Origin of the sequence: Pedobacter sp., from assembly GCF_039594775.1 — a bacterium.
GTDB lineage: Bacteria > Bacteroidota > Bacteroidia > Sphingobacteriales > Sphingobacteriaceae > Pedobacter.
Genome location: NZ_JBCNMT010000005.1, coordinates 73,673 through 96,256, shown reverse-complemented (window position 1 = coordinate 96,256; position 22,584 = coordinate 73,673). Strand labels below are relative to the sequence as shown.

20 protein-coding genes are annotated in these 22,584 nt (G+C 40.1%); 9 read left to right on the top strand and 11 right to left on the bottom strand.

Features of this window, described 5'->3' with window-relative positions:
* Window positions 1–84 precede the first annotated feature (84 nt).
* Complete coding sequence (locus ABDV71_RS13460; protein ID WP_343533400.1) at window positions 85–954, bottom strand: aldose 1-epimerase family protein; 870 nt, start codon at window positions 952–954, stop codon at window positions 85–87.
* Window positions 955–1,059: 105 nt separating this feature from the next.
* Here ABDV71_RS13460 and ABDV71_RS13455 point away from each other — a divergent pair, with 105 nt between their 5' ends.
* Window positions 1,060–1,299 (top strand): hypothetical protein, encoded by a 240-nt coding sequence (locus ABDV71_RS13455; RefSeq protein WP_343533398.1) that lies wholly within the window; start codon window positions 1,060–1,062, stop codon window positions 1,297–1,299.
* Here ABDV71_RS13455 and ABDV71_RS13450 read toward each other — a convergent pair.
* Complete coding sequence (locus ABDV71_RS13450; RefSeq protein WP_343533396.1) at window positions 1,296–2,276, bottom strand: D-glycerate dehydrogenase; 981 nt, start codon at window positions 2,274–2,276, stop codon at window positions 1,296–1,298. The two genes, ABDV71_RS13455 and ABDV71_RS13450, sit on opposite strands and share 4 nt — an antisense overlap.
* A gap of 143 nt (window positions 2,277–2,419) precedes the next feature.
* On the opposite strand from ABDV71_RS13450, the gene ABDV71_RS13445 reads away from it, so the two are divergent.
* The 3 genes from ABDV71_RS13445 to ABDV71_RS13435 are packed head-to-tail and all read left to right on the top strand — an operon-like array spanning window position 2,420 to window position 5,532.
* Window positions 2,420–3,226: an esterase gene (locus ABDV71_RS13445; RefSeq protein WP_343533394.1), complete on the top strand. Its 807-nt coding sequence runs from the start codon at window positions 2,420–2,422 to the stop codon at window positions 3,224–3,226.
* A 49-nt stretch (window positions 3,227–3,275) separates the two neighbouring features.
* Window positions 3,276–4,190 carry a TIGR01777 family oxidoreductase gene (locus ABDV71_RS13440; RefSeq protein ID WP_343533392.1) on the top strand — a complete coding sequence of 305 codons (915 nt, stop codon included), beginning with the start codon at window positions 3,276–3,278 and terminating at the stop codon, window positions 4,188–4,190.
* The gene (locus ABDV71_RS13435) at window positions 4,174–5,532 is read left to right on the top strand and encodes a deoxyribodipyrimidine photo-lyase (protein ID WP_343533390.1); all 1,359 of its coding nucleotides are present in this window, start codon (window positions 4,174–4,176) and stop codon (window positions 5,530–5,532) included. The genes ABDV71_RS13440 and ABDV71_RS13435 overlap by 17 nt, the downstream gene beginning before the upstream one ends.
* A 34-nt stretch (window positions 5,533–5,566) precedes the next feature.
* Here ABDV71_RS13435 and ABDV71_RS13430 read toward each other — a convergent pair whose 3' ends face one another.
* Both ABDV71_RS13430 and ABDV71_RS13425 read right to left on the bottom strand, forming a co-directional pair.
* On the bottom strand, window positions 5,567–6,433 hold the full coding sequence (locus ABDV71_RS13430) for a hypothetical protein (protein ID WP_343533389.1): 867 nt from the start codon (window positions 6,431–6,433) through the stop codon (window positions 5,567–5,569).
* A 7-nt stretch (window positions 6,434–6,440) separates the two neighbouring features.
* The gene (locus ABDV71_RS13425) at window positions 6,441–6,911 is read right to left on the bottom strand and encodes an FKBP-type peptidyl-prolyl cis-trans isomerase (RefSeq protein WP_343533386.1); all 471 of its coding nucleotides are present in this window, start codon (window positions 6,909–6,911) and stop codon (window positions 6,441–6,443) included.
* A 150-nt stretch (window positions 6,912–7,061) separates the two neighbouring features.
* Between ABDV71_RS13425 and ABDV71_RS13420 the strand changes: the two genes are divergently transcribed.
* Complete coding sequence (locus ABDV71_RS13420; protein ID WP_343533384.1) at window positions 7,062–8,111, top strand: hypothetical protein; 1,050 nt, start codon at window positions 7,062–7,064, stop codon at window positions 8,109–8,111.
* Window positions 8,112–8,359: 248 nt separating this feature from the next.
* Here the strand turns inward: ABDV71_RS13420 and ABDV71_RS13415 are convergent, their stop codons facing one another.
* From ABDV71_RS13415 to ABDV71_RS13395, 5 genes are all read right to left on the bottom strand, one after another.
* Window positions 8,360–10,141, bottom strand: a complete 1,782-nt coding sequence (locus ABDV71_RS13415; protein WP_343533382.1) for an acyl-CoA dehydrogenase family protein — start codon at window positions 10,139–10,141, stop codon at window positions 8,360–8,362.
* Window positions 10,142–10,314: 173 nt separating this feature from the next.
* A complete protein-coding gene (locus ABDV71_RS13410) occupies window positions 10,315–11,490 on the bottom strand; it encodes an acetyl-CoA C-acyltransferase (RefSeq protein ID WP_343533380.1) in 1,176 nt (391 codons plus the stop codon).
* Between the two features lie 62 nt (window positions 11,491–11,552).
* Window positions 11,553–11,885, bottom strand: a complete 333-nt coding sequence (locus ABDV71_RS13405; protein ID WP_343533378.1) for a four helix bundle protein — start codon at window positions 11,883–11,885, stop codon at window positions 11,553–11,555.
* Between the two features lie 91 nt (window positions 11,886–11,976).
* The gene (locus ABDV71_RS13400) at window positions 11,977–14,388 is read right to left on the bottom strand and encodes a 3-hydroxyacyl-CoA dehydrogenase NAD-binding domain-containing protein (protein ID WP_343533767.1); all 2,412 of its coding nucleotides are present in this window, start codon (window positions 14,386–14,388) and stop codon (window positions 11,977–11,979) included.
* A gap of 83 nt (window positions 14,389–14,471) precedes the next feature.
* Window positions 14,472–14,909, bottom strand: a complete 438-nt coding sequence (locus ABDV71_RS13395) for a MarR family transcriptional regulator (RefSeq protein ID WP_343533376.1) — start codon at window positions 14,907–14,909, stop codon at window positions 14,472–14,474.
* 399 nt (window positions 14,910–15,308) lie between these two features.
* Here ABDV71_RS13395 and ABDV71_RS13390 point away from each other — a divergent pair, with 399 nt between their 5' ends.
* Together ABDV71_RS13390 and ABDV71_RS13385 are read left to right on the top strand one after the other, a co-directional pair.
* A complete protein-coding gene (locus ABDV71_RS13390; protein ID WP_343533374.1) occupies window positions 15,309–16,439 on the top strand; it encodes a BamA/TamA family outer membrane protein in 1,131 nt (376 codons plus the stop codon).
* A gap of 184 nt (window positions 16,440–16,623) precedes the next feature.
* Window positions 16,624–18,798 carry a penicillin acylase family protein gene (locus tag ABDV71_RS13385; RefSeq protein WP_343533372.1) on the top strand — a complete coding sequence of 725 codons (2,175 nt, stop codon included), beginning with the start codon at window positions 16,624–16,626 and terminating at the stop codon, window positions 18,796–18,798.
* 328 nt (window positions 18,799–19,126) lie between these two features.
* Here ABDV71_RS13385 and ABDV71_RS13380 read toward each other — a convergent pair whose 3' ends face one another.
* Complete coding sequence (locus ABDV71_RS13380) at window positions 19,127–19,789, bottom strand: DUF1345 domain-containing protein (protein WP_343533370.1); 663 nt, start codon at window positions 19,787–19,789, stop codon at window positions 19,127–19,129.
* A 2-nt stretch (window positions 19,790–19,791) separates the two neighbouring features.
* Window positions 19,792–20,574 carry a class I SAM-dependent methyltransferase gene (locus tag ABDV71_RS13375; protein ID WP_343533368.1) on the bottom strand — a complete coding sequence of 261 codons (783 nt, stop codon included), beginning with the start codon at window positions 20,572–20,574 and terminating at the stop codon, window positions 19,792–19,794.
* 239 nt (window positions 20,575–20,813) lie between these two features.
* Here ABDV71_RS13375 and ABDV71_RS13370 point away from each other — a divergent pair, with 239 nt between their 5' ends.
* On the top strand, window positions 20,814–21,668 hold the full coding sequence (locus ABDV71_RS13370; protein ID WP_343533366.1) for a transglutaminase-like domain-containing protein: 855 nt from the start codon (window positions 20,814–20,816) through the stop codon (window positions 21,666–21,668).
* A gap of 11 nt (window positions 21,669–21,679) precedes the next feature.
* Window positions 21,680–22,558 (top strand): carbohydrate kinase, encoded by an 879-nt coding sequence (locus tag ABDV71_RS13365; RefSeq protein ID WP_343533364.1) that lies wholly within the window; start codon window positions 21,680–21,682, stop codon window positions 22,556–22,558.
* Window positions 22,559–22,584: the final 26 nt, after the last annotated feature.

The following is a 22,584-nucleotide window of genomic DNA, read 5'->3' as shown; positions in this document are numbered from 1 at the left end:
GTTAAAACTAAGAACTTTTTCAAGGTTCATAACGCTCATAATCATAAGATTACTTCGTAAACTCGCGGAGACGATAACGTTTATTTAAAAACAGCAGATTTCCCAGCTCCGCTCCCAGCTTTGTCCGCTTTCCAATCTTTCAATCCCTTCCTTGTCTTCCAGCTGTTGGTTATGGTCCATTGCATCGGCTATGCCGCACCAAGGTTCCAAGCAAACAAAATCAGCATCTTTGGCTGCCCAAATTCCAAAATAAGGGAAACCTTCGAAATGAAAATCTAGGCCATTATAATTTTTGGTGTTCAGCAGCCTGATATGTTTGCTCTTCAGATTTTTAAAAACCAAGGCATCCTCATAAAAGAGTTCATGCGTTAAAGGCAAAATTTTGTCCTCAAGTTTTAAAGTAGTGGTTTGGTCCAAAACCAGATTATCTACAATATGATGAAAAGTAAGCTCATCATCATTATCAAATTGCAGATAGTAATCCGTATAAACACCTTGGTGATGCAAAGGTGCCGCAAAGGCGGGATGACCACCAATTGAGAACAAGAGCAATTTACTACTTGGGTTTGACACTTGGTAGGTACACTGAAGACTAGCTCCCTGAAGTCGGTATTTAATGACCAGCTCAAATTCAAACGGATAGTTTTTTAAGGTTTCCTCGTTGTATCCTAATTTAAAAGCTATTTCTGTAGTATTTAACTTTTCGTAAGAAAACTCCATATCTCGGGCAAAGCCATGCCGCGACAAATAATACTGATTGCCCTGATAGAAATAGGTATTTTCTTTAAATGCACCTACAATTGGGAACAACACTGGACTAAACTTCCCCCAAAACTTTGCATCGCCACTCCACATGTAGTTTACCTCACTATCGGTTCCCATGATACGTTGAAGTTCTGCGCCTTTGGTAGAAAAATCTACAACCAAATGCTCATTCTTTATAGAAACAATCATGAAATAAAAATATAACTTTTAAGAATAGCTTTTTAAAATTTTAACAAACTCTAACAAATTGTAACATTGGCCACAGCAGAAACTTAATATCCTGTAGAAAAGCAAATGATAGCGGTGGCTATCTCTCCCTTTGGAGGAGATCAAGAGGGAGGAATTAATTTCGAGATAAAAAAATCCTCCCCCTACCCCCTCAAAGAGGGGGATATAGCAACAACACCAAGCATTGGCCACAGCAGAAACTTAATATCCTGTAGAAAAGCAAATGATAACAGTACCCATCTCTCCCTTTGGAGGGAGATCAAGAGGGAGGATATTAATTTAGAAGTAAAAAAACTTTTAAACTAAGCCTGATACATCTCGGGATTAATGACCTGCGGCATTCGCTCTCCTTTCAAGGCCTTAATGATATTTTGTGCCGCCATCACCGCCATTTTCTCTCTGGTTTCCTCTGTAGCGGATCCAATATGTGGCAATACACAAACATTTTCCATATTTAACAAAGGGCTGTTTCTGTCCATGGGCTCGGGATTGGTCACATCTAAACCAGCACCCCAAATAATTTTGTTTTGTAATGCCGTAATCAGATCTTCTTCATGGTGGATGGCTCCACGAGCAGTATTGATAAAGATGGCATTGGGCTTCATTTTTTCAAATGTGGTAAGGTTAAACATACCCGTAGTTTCTTTGGTTAAATTAACATGTACTGATAGCACATCACTTTGTCTCAACAGTTCATCAAAAGATACATACGTGGCATCCAATAATCGCTCCGCATTCTGGTTTTTACTTCTATTATGATAAACTATTTCCATTCCGTAAGCTGCTTTCGCTTTTTTGGCAAGCTCCAGCCCTATCCTTCCCAAGCCTAGTACACCAAGGGTTTTTCCATAAAGCTCCTGTCCAAGATTTTTCATAGGCTCAAAAAACCCCCATTCGCCACGCTCAATAGTTTTATGCATGTAGAATGCTTTTCTTGCCACGGAAAGCATTAACAAGAAAGCTACGTCTGCCGTAGCCTCGCTCAAAACATCGGGCGTGTTGCTAATGGGCATGCCCTGTTTAATGGCCGCATTAACATCTACCTTGTCGTAACCAACGCTCATCAATGCAATACCTTTCAAATGCTTACATGAATTAAGAAAGTGCTCATCAATTTTATTAGGTCCAACGCTCAACAAAGCCGCGTGGCCTTCACACATTTTAATGAGTTCCATAGGTGTTAAGTCCCTGCTTTCGCTATAAACACTCAATTCGTAACCCTCATTCCTGATCAATTCCAGAGCATTCTCGCTAATGCGGCGTGTAACTAAAACTTTCTCCATAACCCAAATAGTATTCTGTAAAACTAACGTTTTTAATTGGCTATTGTTTAGGCCAAAACCGCTATTTGGAGTTGTTTTGACATTTTTAGCATGTTTTTTACCTAGCCTGTTAAACCATATCCCAAAACACCACTCTATCCGGTATGCAAGCAAAATATTATTTCAGGCTTCCACTACTGACATTGTTCATATTTACTTCGCTATTATCGGCAGTAGCTCAGGAGAACAGTCCAAAAACAATGGAATGGACCATTAATGGCGAGGTCAGAAAAGCATTGGTTTATATTCCCCCTATGGCCAAAAGCAAGCCAACAGCCATTATTTTTGCTTTTCACGGACACGGTGGAACCATGTTGAACATGTACAGAACAAGAGGTTTTGACAAACTTTGGCCAGATGCCATTTTCATTTGCCCGCAGGGATTGAACACTCCTGGCTTGCTTACAGATCCCGAAGGTAAAAGAAGTGGGTGGGTAATGAGCAGTGAAACGGAAAGCAACAGAGATTTGCAGTTTTTTGATGCCATGCTTAAAACGCTTAAAACAGATTATCATATTGACAATAATAGAATTTATGCTACAGGCCATTCCAATGGTGGTGGTTTTACCTATTTGCTTTGGGCAACAAGAGCTAAGGAGTTTGCAGCCTTTGCACCAACGGCCACGGCAGCCGGTAAGTTAAGAACCAGCCTTACGCCAAAACCTGCCTTACACTTAATGGGCGAAGCAGATCCTTTGGTAAAGCCGTTCATGCAAAAGGCAACCTACAACATGGCATTAAACATCAATGGCTGTACCAAAGAGGGAGTAAAACTAGATAGCAATGCCACTTTATATGCGGGTAAAAATGGAAATGATGTTATTATTTTCTTACATGGCGGTGGACATGAATACCCTAGAAATGCCAACCAAACCATCATTGATTTCTTTAAGAAATACACAAAGAAATAGGACAATGCATCCCATTAAAACTAATTCTCTAATTTAGGGTTTAGTTGATATGGCAAAAAACATTCTCATTGCAGGTGCAACTGGCCTAATAGGCCAAGAATTGGTTGCACAGCTACAGGCAAAAGGACATCAGGTAAGTATTTTAACAAGGAAGCCCACACCAAAAGCGGGCATAAAGGTTTTTCTCTGGAATGTTGACGAGCAACAAATCGACAAAGATGCTCTTACTGGAGTGGATACCGTCATTAATCTAGCGGGAGAAGGCATTGCCGACCAGCCATGGAACAGGCAACGCAAACAACAGATCATCGATAGTCGGGTGAAATCCACCGAGCTTCTCTTTAAAGCCATTAAAGAGACTAATACACCTATTGAAAGTTATATTTCTGCTTCGGGTGTAGGCTATTATGGAAATAGAGGCGATGAGATTTTAGATGAAGAAAGCGCAGCAGGAGATGACTTTATGGCCCATTGCTGTATTGAATGGGAAAAAGCCGCAGACCAAGGCATAGCCTTAGGGATTAGAGTAGTGAAGTTGAGAACAGGCATTGTATTGAGTGAAAGAGGGGGTGCTTTGCCTACCTTGGAAAAACCGATAAAAAATTTTGTGGGCGCAGCCCTTGGCACGGGCAAGCAATGGATGCCTTGGATACATATGGATGATCTAGTGAACATCTATATCAATGCTGTGGAAGATACTTTAATGTTCGATGCTTACAATGCCACAGCCCCTTCGCCGGTAACCAATGCTACCTTTACCAAGGCACTAGCCAAAGCTTTGCATAGACCTGTTTGGCCTATTAATGTTCCAAAATTTATCTTAAAACTAATTTTGGGTGAAATGAGTATCCTACCACTAATCAGCAATAATACTTCAGCGCAAAAGATCTTGAATACTGGATTTCAATTCAGATATTTGACCCTCGAAAATGCTTTAACCGCAATTTATGAGCAAAAAAAGTAATGCACACGCCATTAGTATTTGTTGGCTACGAAGAGATTTGAGATTAGAGGACCATGCCTCAATGTACCATGCTCTTAGATCTGGCTATCCGGTACTCGTCATTTTCATTTTCGACGCCAATATTTTAAATCAACTGGAAAATAGAAAAGATGCGAGGGTAGATTTTATCCACCAACAGTTAGGCAACATCAACCAGCAATTAGTCAAGAATGGTTCATGCATACTCGTTAAGAACCAAACACCTCAACAAGCGTGGCAGGAAATTATTAACGATTTTAAGGTGCAGGGTGTTTACACCAACCATGATTATGAACCTTATGCCAGAGAGCGAGACGAAGAAATAGCTAATCTGCTAAAACAAAACGGCATTGCCTTTCACACTTACAAAGACCAAGTAATTTTTGAAAAAGGTGAAATACAAAAAACAGACGGAACGCCTTATACGGTTTTCACTCCGTATTACAAGCAATGGAAATTAAAGCTTAATGATTTTTATTTAAAAACTTATCCTACCAACAAGTATCTACAAAATTTATATCAAATAAACACCCATCTTCCCGAAGGGACAGAACAAGGAAAATTTAAGTTCCCTTCCTTAGAAGACATTGGGTTTTCTGCTAGCGGTGTCAAATTTCCAACTATCCAGTTTGAGGACAAATTAGATGGCTACGAAACAGACAGAGATTACCCCTCCAAAGATGCTACCACTAAACTTGGCTTGCATTTACGCTTTGGCACGATAAGCATTAGGCAGGTTGTAAGTAAAGCCCTTGCCCACAAGGCCGAAAAATGGGTATCTGAATTAGCTTGGCGTGAATTTTACATGATGATTTTATGGCACTTCCCAAAAACCGTTAATACTTCCTTTAAGCCTGACTACGATAAAATCAATTGGCGAAATAACGAAAAAGAATTTGAGCTTTGGTGCAAAGGGGAAACAGGCTATCCTTTGGTAGATGCAGGTATGCGTGAACTGAACAATACGGGCTTTATGCATAACCGCGTACGTATGGTGGTTGCTAGTTTTTTATGCAAACACTTATTAATTGATTGGCGATGGGGCGAAGCTTATTTTGCTGAAAAGCTTTTAGATTATGAACAGGCCAGCAATGTTGGTGGGTGGCAATGGGCCTGTGGGAGCGGTAACGATGCTGCGCCTTATTTTAGGGTATTTAACCCTGAGCTACAGCTCAAAAAGTTTGACCCTAAAATGGAGTATGTGTTTAAATGGGCACCTGAATACCAGAAGGCCATCGTGCCTATCCCAATCGTAAACCATGAGTTTGCCCGCAACAGAGCTTTAGAAAGTTACAAAAGGGCATTAAATGAAAAAGCCAGCTAGTTGCTGGCTTTTTTTATCAAAAAGATACTTAATCTTAGTCTGTAACGGTAACGACCTCCACATCAAAATCCAATGAATTTACACCATCACCTAGATGTGCAGGCAGCAGCATTCTTAATTTACCTCCAGCAGTGAGACGGCCTGGCAACATGATTCTCCATCCCTTATACAAATTTAGGTCATCCATTTTTGCGGAAAAACCAGCACCCGTTTGCAAAACAGTTCCATCTAAATATCTTACGGTATAATTAGCAGTGATATTCGAGCCGCTTTCAATCTGCTTAGTCCCAGTTCCTGGGGTGACAACATTAAATTTTATACCCGATGGGTCTGTATTGAAAGTTAAATTATTCCTTGTAATAAAAGTTGACATTTCATAATTATCAACTTCATGCCTTTTTTCAAAAGTATAAAGACCTAATTCTACTACAATGGTTTCATTAGGACCAATTCCAAAATTACTTAACCCATTTTTGCCAAAAGCCATTCTAGAAGGAAGAAGAAGAGTTGCTTTCCCTCCTCGCTTTAGCTTTCCTAAAACCTCTCTCACCGGAGAAAAGCTATAAGCCTTTCCACCAACTGTAAATCGATCGGCATAACCTAACAGAGTTCCCGGAATAACCAAATCACTTGTTTGATTATAAACTGTCCCCGAAGTAGATTTAAAAACGTACGAATAGTAAATAGAATCAGTATTTACCACTGCGCTACCTGTTCCCGGTGCCGTGATACTATAACTATAGCCATCAACATCATTAAATATTAGGTTGGGGTGTGCATTTTTATAGTTTTTAATATTTCTATTATCTAGCTCTTCAGTTGTTTCGTATTCCTTCTTACAAGATGTAAAAAGTATTAGCACTGAGAACAGCGCCAGCAAATAATTAGTTATTTTACGCATTAAATTTTTATTGTGCATGGAGTAAATCAATAGTAAAGTCTAAAACCGAATTTTTAGGAATGCCTGGACCGGGTGACTGGTTACCATAAGCCAAAGTAGAAGGGAGGATCAATCTGATACGTCCGCCTACTTTAATCAAAGGCACGCCAATAGTCCAACCTTGAATCACACCAGTTAAGGGAAAAGTAACGGTCTGTGTAGATTTATCGAACTGTGTACCATTCAACAGTTTTCCTTCGTAGTTTACACCAACGGTAGAAGCCGCAGTAACGCTTGCCCCCGTACCTTGGTTAATAATTTGATAATACAGTCCAGAACTGTGCTTTGTTGCTTGAATATTGTTTTTGGCAATAAAATCAACAATTAAGGCATCATCCTTCTTCGCTTGTTCCTCCGCATTATAATTGTCTTTACTACATGAGCCTAAAGCTGTTATAAGAACAACCATAGGAAGTAAAAACCTGGCCACTATCTTCATTTAGCAAAAATAAACTTTTAAACCCGATGCTACAATTTTTAACCAAATTTAACAAATAGGCCCTTATATATTAGCTTAACACACTATAACCAAATACGGTCCTTTCTCTCTTTAAATCAGTCATCTATAAGAACTTAAAAATTTAAAACAATGAAAAGAAACTTAAAAATGCTAGCTGTAGCTACTGTAATGGGGCTTACAGTTTTTTCGTGCGCTAAACAGAATGAAGCTGATTTAGCAAACGCTCAAGCCGAAAAGCTCGTTTCAAGTACCGAAGCGCAAATGGCCGCACTAACCACTTACATACCAGGCACAAGCTACAAGTACAACGTAACGAATGGCACATCGAGCTTTCTTGCAATTGAATACATTGCTGGAGATGCTGATTCCAGATTGATCATTGCTGCTCCTCACGGCGGCGGGACCAAGCCCGCATTTATGAAAGATAGAACGGAAACATATACTTACGGCACGCTACCTTATGACCAATATAGTACCGACACGAGCTTTTCAGACCTTGCCGATACCAAAACCAAAGAATTGGCCATTGCCATTGCCGATTCTGTTCGTATTAAAACAGGCAAAAGGCCCCACCTCATCATTAACCACCTTCACCGCTCAAAACTAGATGCTAATAGAAGAAAAGAAGTAGCCACACAGGGCGGCATCTATGCCGGACCTGCTTGGGATAAGTTCCATGAATTTATTGACGACGCCAAAGCAACCATCAATGCCAATCATGCTTCTGGTTTATTTATTGATATCCACGGGCAAATACATACCCCAGAAAGGACAGAAGTAGGCTACATGCTCACCAAGTACCAGCTTGCTACCTATACCAATACCTTAGGCAATTTAACCAGTCAATCGAGCATTAGGGCCATGGTTGGCAATGGCATCACCCATACTAGCTTAATTAAAGGAACCAATGCTTTTGGCAGTTTATTAAATGCGCAATTAGGTTACATGGTGACACCAAGCAATACTTATCCGTTACCTGGCGATACAGCTATTTTTACGGACGGTAAATATTTCGATGGTGGATACAACACCTCCCGTCATGGTTCAAAACATGGAGGTACTATTTCGGGTTTTCAGTTGGAATTTAATTCGAGTGTTAGAACCAATGATAGCACAAGACCTAGTTTTGCAGGAAAAATTGCTAACGCATTGAAAAGCTATATGAACGTGTATTTCTAAACCTTTTATATCACCCTTTCAGGGTTCAGAAAAATAGATGTTTCATATCATCTTGGGCTATAAAAAATATCAATGCTAGAAAAACATCAGACTTTTAGACAAAGAAATAAATTTAAGCACTAAGACAAATCAAAAAACGAAGATGAACACCAAGAACATCATATATAAATCTCAAAGGGTGATATATTAAAAAAGGCTTAAGGATGGCATCGCCATAACCTTAAGCCTTAACAACAAATCATATAACCTTAGAACAAATATTTATTAGCCTCAATAATTTGCTGGGCAACATTTTGACGAGCCTGCTTTACATTGAATGGCTCCATTTTGGTAAACCTTCTTAAACCTACCAACATCATACGTAATTCATCACCCTCACCAAATGCCCAAAGTGCTTCTTTACCTGCTTTGGCTACGCCATCAACAGCTTCTACAAAGTAGATGCGCATCATATCCAACTGACCTTTACAAGCTTCTTCTCCCCTTAGGCTTACCAGCTTTTCTGTACGCAACATCGTCGACTCAGCTACATATACATAACTAGCCATGTCAGCAATGTTCATCAAAATTTCCTGCTCTTTGCTCAAGCTCATCATTAGTTTCTGTACTGCTGCGCCCGCCACCATTAAAGTAGCTTTTTTCAGATTTTGCAATACTTTTTTCTCGGCTGCAAACAGTGTATTATCTTCCTCTCCAAAATCAGGAATCGACATCAGCTCTGCTACTACTGCCGTTGCGGGGGTCATCAAATCTAACTCACCCTTCATGGCACGTTTCAACATCATATCAACGGTCAGCAAGCGGTTGATTTCATTCGTGCCTTCGAAAATACGGTTGATACGTGCATCACGGTAAGCTCTATCCATTGGCGCATCAGCACTAAAACCCATACCACCATAAATCTGTACGCCTTCATCCACCACGTAATCCAAGGCCTCAGAACCCCAAACTTTCAAAATGGCACATTCTACCGCAAACTGCTCTACCGATTTCAATTTAGCTTTAGCTGGCTCCATTCCATCGGCCACTAAAGCATCGTAAGTATCATCGATATTTTGTCCGGCACGATAATTTGCGGCATCTACCGCATAAACCTTGGTCGCCATTTCAGCCAATTTATAACGGATAGCTCCATATTTTGAAATTGACCTGCCAAATTGCTGACGCTCGTTGGCATAGTTTACTGCTGTACTGATAGTAGCCTTTGAAGCCCCAATAGCCGCAGCCGAAAGTTTAATACGACCAATGTTCAGGATATTAACTGCAATCTTAAACCCATTTTGACGGTCGCTCAACATATTCTCTACCGGTACCGCACAATCATTAAAGAAAATTTGGCGAGTTGACGAACCTTTAATACCCATTTTATGTTCTTCGGGATTCATAGTGATACCACCAAAATCACGTTCTACAATAAAAGCCGTTAGATTCTCGTCATCATCAATTTTAGCAAAAACGATAAAGATATCTGCAAAACCACCATTGGTGATCCACATTTTTTGTCCATTAATGATATAATGCTTGCCATCATCACTCAACTTGGCCTTGGTTTTTCCCGAATTGGCATCAGAACCTGAATTAGGCTCGGTTAAACAGTAGGCGGCTTTCCACTCGCCCGTACCTAATTTGGGAATATATTTGGCTTTTTGCTCTTCGTTGCCGTAGTAAAGAATAGGTAAGGTACCAATTCCAGTATGGGCCGAAAGGGCTACCGCAAAGGAATGTCCTGCACCAACTACATCGGCCACCAGCATGGAAGTATTAAAGTTTTTTCCAAAACCGCCATATTCCTCTGGCACAGAAACCCCTAAAATGCCCAATTCACCCGCCTTAGTCAATAAGGTTGGCATTAATTCAGGATCTTCATGGCTATCCAGTTTTTCCAAGTTAGGATAAACTTCGGCAGCTAGGAAATCGCGACAGGTTTGTGCAATCATTTGCTGCTCTTCATCAAATTCTTCTGGTATAAATACATCGTGGTAAGATGTTTCCTTGATCAGGAATTCTCCGCCTTTAATTGTTTTGCTCATTGTATTTTGGATTAAGGATTAAGGAGCAAGGAATAAAGACCAAGCGCCTAAATCGATACTTATATTTTTGGATTAAGGATTAAAGAACAAAGAGTAATGACTTGGTGCTTTAATCGATATTATTTTATACTTCGTGCAAGAAATCCTTATTCTTTGCTCCTTGCTCTTTTTTCTTAAAAAATTTCAAATATGCCCGCAGCGCCTTGTCCTGTTCCAACACACATGGTGACCATACCGTATTTTTGGTTTTGGCGTTTGGCTTCGTTGAACAGCTGTACCGATAGTTTAGCTCCCGTACAACCCAACGGGTGGCCTAAGGCAATAGCCCCACCGTTTACATTGATCCTATTTTGGTCCAAGCCCAAAGTCCTGATGATAGCTAATGATTGTGACGCGAAAGCTTCGTTCAATTCAATCAAGCCAATTTCATCCTGTTTCATATTAGCCATTTTTAAGGCTTTTGGAATAGCCTCAATTGGACCAATACCCATAATTCGAGGTGGCACACCGGCCACACCATAGCTCACCATGCGGGCAATCGGCTCGGCACCTAGTTCTTTCATTTTCTTTTCTGAAACCACCAATACAAAAGCGGCACCATCTGAAGTTTGCGACGAATTACCGGCGGTAATACAACCATCAGCAGCAAAAACAGGTTTTAACTTAGCCAATCGATCTAAGGTTGTATCTGCACGTGGTCCCTCATCGGTATCTACTACATACGACTTGGTTTTCTTTTTCAAGTGCTCATCTAGATAGGTTTCGTTCACCGTAATTGGCGCAACGCCTGCCTTTAGGTGACCATTTTTAATTGCCTCAATAGCTTTCATGTGCGAGCGATAAGCAAACTCATCTTGGTCTTCCCTGCTCACGCTATATTCTTTAGCTACAGCTTCGGCAGTTAGCCCCATACCCCAGTACCAATCTGGATTGTTTTTGGCTACGTCTGGATTGGGCACCAATTTCCATCCACCAAATGGCATTCCCGACATCACCTCTACACCACCTGCCACAATGCAATCGGCCATGCCAGCTTTAATTTTAGCTACTGCAGTGGCAATGGTTTCCAAACCAGAGGCACAATACCTGTTTACGGTTACGCCCGGTACTTTGTCGGTATCCAAGCCCATTAAACTGATCATGCGACCAATATTCAAGCCTTGTTCTGCTTCGGGAGTGGCATTACCCACAATCACATCGTCAATTTCTTCTTTTACCAGATTAGGTACCGATGCTACCAACTGTCTGATTACATCTGCGGCTAAATCATCGGCTCTGGTAAAGCGAAATACTCCTCTTGGAGCCTTGCCCACGGCCGTTCTAATTCCTGCTATTATGTATGCTTCCATGCTATTTTAGATTAAAGATTAAGGAGCAAGGAATAAAGATCAAGCACCTTAACCAATAAATATTATTTTAATGTCTTTTTAAAAGCCGATATTTTCTTTTGCAATTGGATAATGCTTTCGATAATAGGGCCCATTTCATCTCTATTAATCATTTCTAATTCTATTGCGAGCAAAAGCTGAGTTTCTAATTCGAATAAAGAGCCTAAAGCAATTGACAAAAAATGCGAAAATTCTTTATTTGATGACCTAGATGAACCTTCAGCAATATTCGAAGGAACTGAGACTGCACATCTAGAAATTTGAGATATCAGGCCAAACTTTTCTGAAGATGGAAACTTCGCCAAAAGCAGATAAACTTGTTTGGTCATTTCCATTCCCTCTTTCCAAATTTGCAATTGCCTAAAGTTATGCATAAAATCTTTGCTCTTTGTTCCTTGCTCTTTGTTCCTTGCTCTTTGTTCCTTGCTCTTTGTTCCTTGCTCCAACCTAATTCCTCAACGGTTTCCCCTTCGTTACAATACTTTGTATACGCTCAAGTGTTTTACGTTCTCCGCATAGCGATAAAAAGGCTTCGCGCTCCAGATCTAGCAAATATTGCTCGCTTACTTCCGTTGGAGACGACAAATCTCCACCACACATTACGTAACCTAGTTTTTCTGAAATCTTCTTATCGTGTTCTGAGATATAATGACCAGAGTACATGCTATTGGCTCCAGCGTAAACAATACCTAGACCTTGCTTGCCTAGCACTTTAATATTTTTACGCTGCACGGGCTTGGTATAGCCTGCCTCAGCCAACTCAATAGCTTTAGCTTTAGCATCGGCAATTAAGCGGCTACGATTCATTGTGATGGCATACTTACCTTTCTGCAAATAACCCAACTCAAAGGCTTCAACAGCAGAGGTTGACACTTTGGCCATACCAATGGTTAAGAAGCGGTTTTTTAACGTATTTTGCACAATCTGATCATCGCTAAACTCATCAGATGCTCTCAAGGCAAATTCTTTGGTACCTCCACCACCTGGAATTACACCCACGCCAAACTCCACCAGTCCCATATAGGTTTCGGCACTCAGCTGCACGTGGTCGGCATGTAAGCTAAACTCGCAGCCACCGCCCAGCGTAAGGTTATGTGGTGCCACTACCACAGGAATGGAAGAATAGCGGATGCGCATAGAAGTATTCTGGAACAAACGTATAGCCATGTTCAGTTCTTCCCACTCCTGCTCTACAGCCATCATAAAAATCATTCCCACATTGGCTCCGGCAGAGAAGTTAGCTCCATCGTTACCTATCACCACACCACGATAATCTTTTTCGGCCATATCAATGGCTTTATTGATGGCACTTAGGGTATCGCCTCCAATAGTATTCATTTTAGAATGGAATTCTACGTTTAAGATACCATCACCAAGATCAATGATAGATGCACCAGCATTTTTATAAAGCACTTTATCATTGGCTTTCAGGTTTTCGAGGATAATGAAATCTGATGTACCCGGAATAGCTTTATAGCTTTTTGAAGGAATGTCGTAGTATTTCTTTACACCACCTTCCACTTTATAGAATGAATTGTTTCCAGCAGCCAACATTTCACTTACCCAAGCAGCTGGTTCATTGCCATATTTCTTCATTCCTTCAATGGCTTCGGTTACGCCCACAGCATCCCAAACTTCGAAAGGACCAAGCTCCCAGCCAAAGCCGGCACGCATAGCATCGTCTATTTTATAAAGTTCATCGGCAATTTCCGGGATACGGTCCGAAACATATTCGAACAGCCCAAAGAATGAGGTGCGGAACAGTTCGCCAGCTTTATCTTTTCCCGCAGCAAAAACCTTCATCCTATCAGCCACCCTATCAATGTTTTTGGTCATTTCTAACGTAGCAGATTTTACTTTTTGCTGTGGTTTATATTCTAAGGTTTTAAGGTCTAGCGCCAAGATTTCACTTTTACCTTCTGCATTTTTAATCTTTTTGTAGAAACCTTGCTTGGTCTTATCACCCAACCAATTGTTTTCGGCCATTTTTTCTACATAAGCAGGGAGCTTAAACAAATCATGCGCCTTATCATTCGGTACATTATCGTACAAGCCTTTGGCCACTTTAATCATGGTATCCAGGCCTACTACATCCGAAGTACGGAAAGTGGCCGATTTTGGCCTGCCTAGGGCCGGTCCTGTAAACTTATCTACTTCTTCTATGGTAAGGTCTAATTTCTCCACAGAATGCAATAAGGCCATAATCGAGTATACCCCTACACGGTTAGCAATAAATGCTGGGGTATCTTTACACAACACTGTTGTTTTACCCAAAAACTTGTCACCATAGTGCATCAAGAAATCCACAATTTCTGGCTTGGTGTAAGGCGTTGGAATGATTTCGAGCAATCTTAAATAGCGTGGCGGATTAAAAAAGTGAGTACCACAGAAATTCGCCTTAAAATCATCACTTCTTCCTTCGGCCATTAAGTGGATAGGAATACCCGAGGTATTAGAGGTAACCAACGTTCCCGCCTTGCGAAACTGCTCCACCTGCTCAAATACCTTTTTCTTAATGTCCAAGTTTTCTACTACCACCTCAATAATCCAATCGTAGTTGGCAATCTTCGACATGTCATCATCAAAATTACCTGTACTGATTTTTTGTAGTACACTTTGGGAGTAGACCGGCGAAGGGTTGCTTTTTACAGCGGTCTGCAACGCAGCATTAACGATTCTGTTTTTTACTGCCTTATGGTCCAGTGCCAAACCTTTTGCTTGTTCTTCAGCCGTTAATTCCTTAGGCGCAATATCCAACAATAAAACTTCTACGCCAATATTAGCAAAGTGGCAAGCAATACGCGAGCCCATAATACCCGACCCTAAAACCGCTACTTTCGTTATATTTTTTTTTAGCATCATTTTTTCTTTAATGGTAAAAAAGCTATTATGATTTTTTTAAATATTCTCTATTTAGCAGATCATAATGGTTCTGTTTATGATTATTTTTTTGATGGCCGATAGGCCAATGTTAACTGGTTAACTTTATCCAGCGTATTGATCAATTGTTCTTTCTCTCTAACGCTCAGCTTTTCATTCAGATATTCATTAAATGAAACCACCACATCCCGGGCAAGCTTACGCTTTTCTATGCCAAAAGGTGTTAAAAAAATCTTTACAGACCTTTTATCTCCTTCAGATGTTTCTCTATAAATCAACCCCGATTCTTCCATATTGTTTAGCATTCTGGATAAACTTGTAGCTTTAACTCCAAGCAAACTTGCCAATGCCGATACCGCAGTGCCCTCTGCTTCAATATTGATGAGCACATAGCCAATGGCTTGGGTAATCCCAAATCCCGATGCTATTTGGTTATAGGTATTTGAAACGTTTTGCCAAACCACCTTTAAAAAATAATCTACTGTTTCTTTCTGCTTCATCAATTTATTATGCTTGCATAACAAATTTAGTAAATTGATTTTTACTATGCAAGCAGAATATTATTTTTTTGAACAGAACTTAAAAACAATAAAAAAACACTCGAAGATTTAAACAATAAGAGAATTTACTGATTCAATTTCAACGATTACCTGAGTTCGGGTTTTACTGTTATTTGTTACTTCATCGCGCTTCGCAAACAAAATTTTATCAAGTCCTTTTATCGTTTATTTACCTCGTTGCTTTCACAAGCTCAGGTTTCCTATATAATGAAAAATTACAAAACGCTTTTCCCTAAACTCACGTTATTAAGTTAATTAACATCCTTATATCTCACTTTAAAATTTGATAATATGGAAGCATTACCCTAATCCGCAGAAATTCATTTACTTTGTAGACAAATGAAAAAAATCTCTCTTACGATTTTATGTCTTTGCATGGCCCATTTCAGCTTTGCACAGGGCAAATTTCTTAAAAAGCTTTTCTCTAACGAAAAGGATACCACTCGCAAATCCAGCTATATGCCTATACCAGTATTTGGCTATGCTCAAGAAACTGGCTTTGAATTTGGCCTAGGTAGTATTTATTCCTTTTATGTAGACAAGGCCGACACTAACAACCGTAGCTCCAATTTTTTTGGTGCAGCTTCTTATTCTACCAAAAAAACGTACAACGTTACTTTTCGTGGCGAAGCTTGGACCAAGCGCAATGACTTACACTTTATAGGGGAAATGCGTTTTAAAAATATGCCTTTTAATTTTTATGGCATTGGCAATAATACTTCTCATATAGATGAAGATAAATTGGTACAACGCATGGTTAAGGTACAGTTTGATGCGGAAAAGGCCTTTGCCAAAAATACCTACACGGGCCTATCGATAGGTTTTGAGAACTACCGCTTTAAAGACAGCGAACCTGGAGGCATTTATAACACAGGCAAGGGCATGTATGACAGGGATGGTGGTTCGGTTATCTTTGTAGGTTTATCACAGAGCTATGACACCCGTAACTCTAACAATTATCCTACTAAAGGATTTTTTGGCCGCGTCAGTTATCAATACGCTCCTAATATATTTGGTGGACAGAATTTTACCGGAAGCCAAATAAAGGTTAACGTACGCAACTTCTGGTCTTTGAGCCCCAAAATTGTACTAGGGGTACAGGCACTATACCATACCATACAGAGTAAAAACACCTCCTTTTATTTACTACCACAATTGGGTAATGATGAAATTATGCGAGGGTATTACGGGGGGCGCTATCGCGATGAAAATCTTTTTGCTACCCAAGCGGAGCTCAGATATAGATTTATGGAGAGGCTAGGCTTAGTTGTTTTTGGTGGTACAGGTAAAGTTTTTGCCAACAATGATTTTGATTTTAAAAACTTAAAACCTAACTATGGCATTGGAGGAAGATACTTTTTTGATCCCGCCAAAGGTTTAAGTGTGCGTATTGACTATGGTGTTGGCGAGAAACGTCCAAATGAAAAACGTCAAAGTGGGTTTTACATTAGTTTCGCTGAATCTTTTTAAGACGGTAAAACTGATTAACACGAAGTTTTTACAAGCATTTCTCCATAATAATAGTTAAGTACCTTTAACTTTCTGCTAATTTTATTGAAATTAGCTTAACGCTAATATTTCGAATCTAAAAACTTCACGACGATTTGCGCACCACAATCGCTTCTTCGTCGCCGAAAAAACAAATTATAAACAGATGAAAAAGTTTCTATTGTTATCGCTTTTACCCTTAGCTGTATTTGCGCAAAAACCAAGCCCTAAAGAAATCAGCGATTGGGAAAAGCAAGCTGAACAAATAGAAATTATACGAGATAAATGGGGAATTGCTCATGTTTATGGCAAAAGCGATGCAGATGCCGTTTTTGGAATGCTATACGCCCAGTGCGAAGACGACTTTAAACGTATAGAGCTTAACTATATTGAAAAACTTGGCCGTTTAGCAGAAATTGAGGGCGAAAAAAGCTTGTACAACGATCTACAAATAAGACTGCTTATTGATAGCACACAAGCCATTAACGACTATAAAAAGGCCGAACCTTGGTTTAAAAAAATCTTGGAAGCCTACGCCAACGGAATTAACTTTTACCTGTATAAAAACCCTCAAGTAAAACCTGCGCTACTTACCAAATTTAAGCCATGGTATCCATTTTTATGGACTGATGGCAGCATAGGCGCTATCAGTACCGGCAACCTGACCATTAACGAACTTAAAAAATTCTATACCAACGATTACTCGCCAACCAGTGCTCTACCTCAAATCAGAGATCAGCACAGTGGTTCCAACGGCTTCGCTTTTGCGCCTAAAATAAGCAAAACAGGTAAAGCCATGTTGTATATAAACCCACATACTACTTTTTATTTCAGACCCGAAATACACATGCAAAGCGAGGAAGGTTTGAATACTTACGGTGCCGTTACCTGGGGCCAATTCTTCATCTATCAAGGCTTCAATGAATTTTGCGGCTGGATGCATACTTCCAACAATGTAGACGTGGCTGATATGTATGCCGAGAAAATTACCAAACTGAACAAAACGCTTTATTACACATACGACAAAAAGCTTTATCCAATTGGCAAAAAAACGATAGAGATCAAGTATCTAGAAAATGGCCTTCAGCAAACTAAAAAGTTTGAGACATATTTTACACATAATGGTCCGGTAATGGCCATTAGAGATGGTAAATGGATCAGCTTAAAACACAAAAACCAAAATCCTCAAAGTTTACTGCAAAGCTGGGTTCGCACCAAATCTAAAAGTTTTGAAGACTACCAGAAAGCAATGGATTTAAATGCCAACGCATCTAACAACACGGTTTATGCCGATGCCAAAGGCAATATTGCTTATTGGCATGGCAATTTTGTTCCCAAAAGAGATACCGCTTATAACTGGAGTGAAGTAGTAGACGGTACTACTTCTGCTACGGCATGGAAAGGCCTTCACCCTGTTAGCGAAACCGTTCATTTATACAACCCAGTAAATGGCTGGTTGCAGAACTGCAACTCCACTCCATTCACCGTGGCTGGCGTAAACAGCCCTAAAAAATCAGCCTACCCGAGCTACATGGCACCTGATGGTGAAAATTTCAGAGGTGTTGCAGCTTTGCGCTTATTAAACCAACCTAAAAAATATGATTTAAATGATGTGATCAGCATGGGTTACGACACTTACCTCCCTGCTTTTGAAGTATTATTGCCGGCCCTCACTAAAGCTTATGAACAATTACCGCTAGACCATACTTTACGTGCAAGCTTAAAAGAGCCCATTGCCGAACTGAAAAAATGGAACTATTATTCCTCCACCTCTTCTGTAGCAGCTACTTTGGCCATGGAGTGGGCCCAAAGGGTAAATAGGGATATTCAAAACGTATACATTAATCCTGGAGAAAAAGATCAGGTAGAGAAAACTACTGAATTTGCCAAAACAGCGAAGGCCGAAACCTTACTACAACCTTTGAAAACCACCGTTGATGATTTAAGCAAACGTTTTGGCAAATGGCAAATGCCATGGGGCGAAGTAAACAGATTTCAACGCCTTACTGGGCAAATCAACGAAAAATATGATGATAATGCTCCTAGCCTTCCCGTAGCTTATGGTTCGGCACTTTGGGGCCAATTGCCATCGTACCGCAGTAATCCATTTAACACCAACAAACGTTATGGCTATAGCGGAAACAGTTTTGTTTGTGCGGTGGAGTTTGGCGAAAAGGTAAAAGCTAAATCGGTATTGGCGGGTGGTAATAGTGGCAATCCGGCTTCTAAACATTTCAACGACCAAGCAGAAATGTTTGCCAAAGGGGAATTTAAAGATGTGCTGTTCTACAAAGAAGATATACTGGCCAACATGGAAAAGAAATATCGCCCAGGAGAGTAGGCTTTAACTGAACCAAGGAAAATACATGGACGGCGAGGACGCCGTCCTTTGCATCAATACTTTGATGTCTAGCTTAGGTTTGGCGCCCGCGGGTATCGGCCTGTTCGGAATGCACAAATATCCCTAATCACTCTTTAAAAACCATTCGCTATAATTTAAAAATAATGCCCTATGTGTTTTTATTTATTAAAAAGGAAATAACCACATAGACACATAGCAGGTCCGACCTACAATGATTTCAAGCGACAGAACCTAGATAGTAGAAAAACTAATATTTTAGATATAGGAGCCTGACCATAGATTTCCTTAACCCGAACTCATGTTAAATTTACCCGAATAACCCTGCTACCGCACTAATGGTAAGTGCTACAATACAGGTATTGAATACAAAGGAAATTAAGCTGTGCCCCAGCGTTAATCTACGCATTCGTTTGGAAGTGATATCAATATCCGATACTTGGAAAGTCATTCCGATCACGAAGGAATGGTAGGCAAAATCAATAAAATCAGGTTCTTCATCGCCTGGAAAAACTAGTCCCTTATGCAATTTACCTGCTTTAGTATCGTAATAGAGATGGGCATAGCGAGAGGTATAACTAGTATGCACCAATATCCAACTCAAAAACATTCCCACCATTCCAAGTAATACATCAATCCACTGCTTTGAGCTATTATCAGTTTTAATTAACAAAATAAAAACAGCCATCATACCAGCAAAAGTCGCCAATAACACGGTTAAGGAGACAATTGCTCGTCCACCATCCTCAATACCTGCATGTTGACGGGTTTGTTTTGCCGATGATTTGACGAAAACCAACCAGCTAATTCCTGTTTGAATGGTGCAGAATGTAATCCAAGAGAGCATTATTCTGCTTATTAAATTGCTAAGTACCATCCCTGAAAAAAAGTAAACAACTACTGCCATCACCAAGCTAATGGCAAGGTGCTCTACAGCTTTTAGTTGATGAATTTTTTTAAGTTCGGCGTCCATTGTCAATATTTTAGTTTAAAGTGCTCCTTGGCTTGTCCTTTTCGAAAATAAACCAAACCGATCCAAAATAAATCTACCGTAATAGTTACCTGGGGATGTGCCTTAATTTGTTCCCAAGCTTGCTTCATGCCTTCGCTCCAATAAATATCGTCGAAAATAAGCAGACTATTTTCGGTAAGTTTTGGCAAACACCACTCAAAATAATTGAGCGTGGCTTCTTTGGTATGGTTTCCGTCAATATAAACAAAATCTAAATGGGTGCTCTCTTCAATGGCTTTAGGCAACAAATCATTAAAATTACCTACTTGTAATTCAACATTGTTCAAGCCTAGTTCGTTAAAATTTTGATAGGCCACTTCGGCGGTTTGCGGGCAGCCTTCAATGGTTAGCACATTAGCTTTAGGCTGTGCTTTGGATAAATATGCTGTAGTAATGCCTAGGCAGGTACCCAGCTCAATGATGTTAGCCGGTTGATGGTTAGCCGCCAAACGATAGATCAATTGCGCTAATTTGGGAGATTTTAAGGCATTTTTTGCAATTTGAGCAACCTTTTTTGTACGGTTTTTATTTAAATGGGAACCCGCTCCCAAATCGGTTACGGTAATGAGCTTTTGGTCAGCTAAAAGTTTTTTTCGCTGTGCTTCTATGTCTTTGTAAGCGCTTTTTATAGAAAAATCGTAAATTACCTCATCCGCTAGTTTGTATACAAATGGAGAATGCGTTCCGTGTCTGGTTTTAGCAGTAAACTGATGTTTAAGATAATCGGCAAAAAATTGTAGGACCATGGAGCAAAAGTAGAAAGTTAAAAGTTAAAAGTAGAACGTTAAAAGTAGAAAGTGGCGTATGAATCTTTGAGATATGACGTTACTTATGTACTGTAGCAGGTTTTTAGCAGTATTTTTTAAGCTAAACCCGATTGAAGTGCCTGGCTGCTGTCGGCAGATGGGGCTGTTTTTACCGACGGGAAGCTGGCTTTGATTTTCGAAAAAACAAACACAATAATGGTTAGAAAGGGTGACATCAAATGAAAAATGTTGCAGAAATAGATGCGTTGGTAAAATTACTGGATGATCCTGATGAGGAGGTTTTTATGCACGTGCAAGAGAAACTACTCGAATACGGGAGCGATGCGATTAGCTCACTGGAATTGGCATGGGAGAAATCGTTGGATACAATGCTACATGAAAGAATAGAGAATATTGTGCATACTATTCAGTTTACCAATGTTAAACAAGATCTCAATTTGTGGTACCAAAGTGGTGCTTTTGACCTTTTACAAGGTGCACTGATCATTAACCGTTACCAGTTTCCCGATCTGGATGAACAGGCAGTAATTAACCAAATTGAAGACATTAAAAGGGAAGTTTGGGTGGGCCTACAATACGAAATGAGCTCGATTGAGAAAATCAAACTGATCAATCATGTTTTTTATAATCAGTTTGGGTTTGGTGGCAACACCAAAAATCATCACGACCCGCAAAATTCCTATTTGAACCAGGTGCTGGAAAGCAAAAAAGGAAACCAGATTTCATTGGCCATTATTTACTCGACCATTGCGCAAAAGCTAGATATCCCTGTTTATGGAGTTAATTTGCCGCAGCATTTTATATTGGGTTATATTGATGAAAGTAATCCTGATAGGGAGCAAGCGGTGCTATTTTACATTAATGCTTTTAATAAAGGAGCTATTTTTGGCAAACACGATGTAGACCAATTTTTGCGCCAGCTTAACTTGGAACCCCAACCGGGTTTTTATGCACCGTGCAGCAATGCGGAAATTGTTCGCCGTATTTTAAGAAACCTGATTTCGGCCTACGAGAATTTGGGTGCTTCTGAAAAAGTAGCAGAACTTAAGGAAATGCAGGAAATACTATCCTAGGTTTGGCGCTTATGCAAAATCATCTTAAGAAAGCTTTTTGCTTTGGAGAAATTTTATGGGACAATTTACCCTCAGGCCGATTGGCCGGCGGTGCCCCCATGAATGTAGCCTACCATTTACGAAAGTTAGGGGTTGATGCTTCGCTGATTAGCCGTGTTGGTGATGACGAGGCTGGCAGGGAGCTGATCAATTTTATTGTATCAATTAAAATTCCTTCCGAGAATATTCAGGTTGACGCCGAACAAAGCACCAGCGAAGTGATTGGAGAATTAAAGGAAAACAATGAGATGGTTTATACCATTACCTATCCTACGGCCTGGGATTATATTGCTTGGCAAAGTGATTTTAAGGCAAAAATCGCGGATGCGGACGTTTTTATTTTTGGTAGCCTTTCTGCACGAAACGAAGTAAGCAGGACCACCTTGCTCCAATTGTTGGAACATGCCAGGTTTAAGGTTTTTGATGTGAACCTTAGGGCTCCTTATTACAATAGGGATACGATTGCCACTTTTTTAAGCAAAGCTGATTTTGTAAAACTCAATGAAAATGAAATTGTGATTTTGGGTAATTGGTTTACGGAACATCGTGATGAGCAAAATGTGGTAACGGCTTTAATGGAAAAATTTCGGCTTTCGGCAATATTAATTACCAAGGGAGCCGACGGCGGCACTTATTATGATGCTGACCAACGAATTGATTACCACGCTGAAAAGGTAGCTGTAGTAGATACCGTGGGCAGTGGCGATAGCTTTTTAGCGGCGTTTTTGAGCAAAAAGCTGGCTGGCGAAAAGATAGCCGATTGCCTAAATTTTGCGGCCAAGGTGGCTGGTTTTGTTACTTCGCAAAAGGGCGCCTGCCCTAGTTATAATGCAGCAAGCTTGATGTTTTAGGTTTAATGTTACATTAACAACCCCTA